Genomic DNA, 508 nt, shown 5'->3' on the forward strand with positions numbered 1-508 from the left:
CGCTGCCGCGTTCAAGTAGAGCGCCGCAGCCTCCATCTCCACCGCCAGCATGCCCATGGACGCCCAGCGCTGGTTGACCTGGTCATTGGCGTTGTAGAAGACATCGCTCGAGACCACCCCACCCACGTGCGTGGTGGCACCGAGTTCGTCCGCGGCGCGCTTGGCCCGCTCCAGCAGTTGATACGAGGCCAACGGGGCAATGGTGCCCGGCAGTTGGTACTGGTTCGCGTAGTTCGAGTCCGTGGAGGCCCCCTGGGCCATGACGACGTCGTACAGGTTCAGCTGGTCCTGCAGGGCCCCGCAGGGACCCCCGCGGATCAGGGTCTGCACCCCGAAGACATTGATGAGTTCCCAGCTGTAGATCCCCATGGACGGCATGCCCATGCCGGTCCCCATGACGGAGACCTCCTTGCCCCGGTAGGTGCCGGTGAAGCCGAGCATCCCGCGCACCTGGTTGAAGCACTCGGCCCCCTCCAGGTACGTCTCCGCGATGAACTTGGCGCGCAGC

General features: G+C 65.9%; 1 protein-coding gene. It reads right to left on the reverse strand.

Annotation, left to right across the window (positions count from 1 at the left end):
* A partial coding sequence (locus tag GTW58_RS14115) for a DeoD-type purine-nucleoside phosphorylase (RefSeq protein WP_168023662.1) occupies positions 1–508 on the reverse strand: 508 nt, incomplete at both ends.

The sequence above is a fragment of the Kocuria subflava genome, from assembly GCF_012163155.1.
In the GTDB taxonomy this organism is placed as follows: Bacteria; Actinomycetota; Actinomycetes; order Actinomycetales; family Micrococcaceae; genus Kocuria; species Kocuria subflava.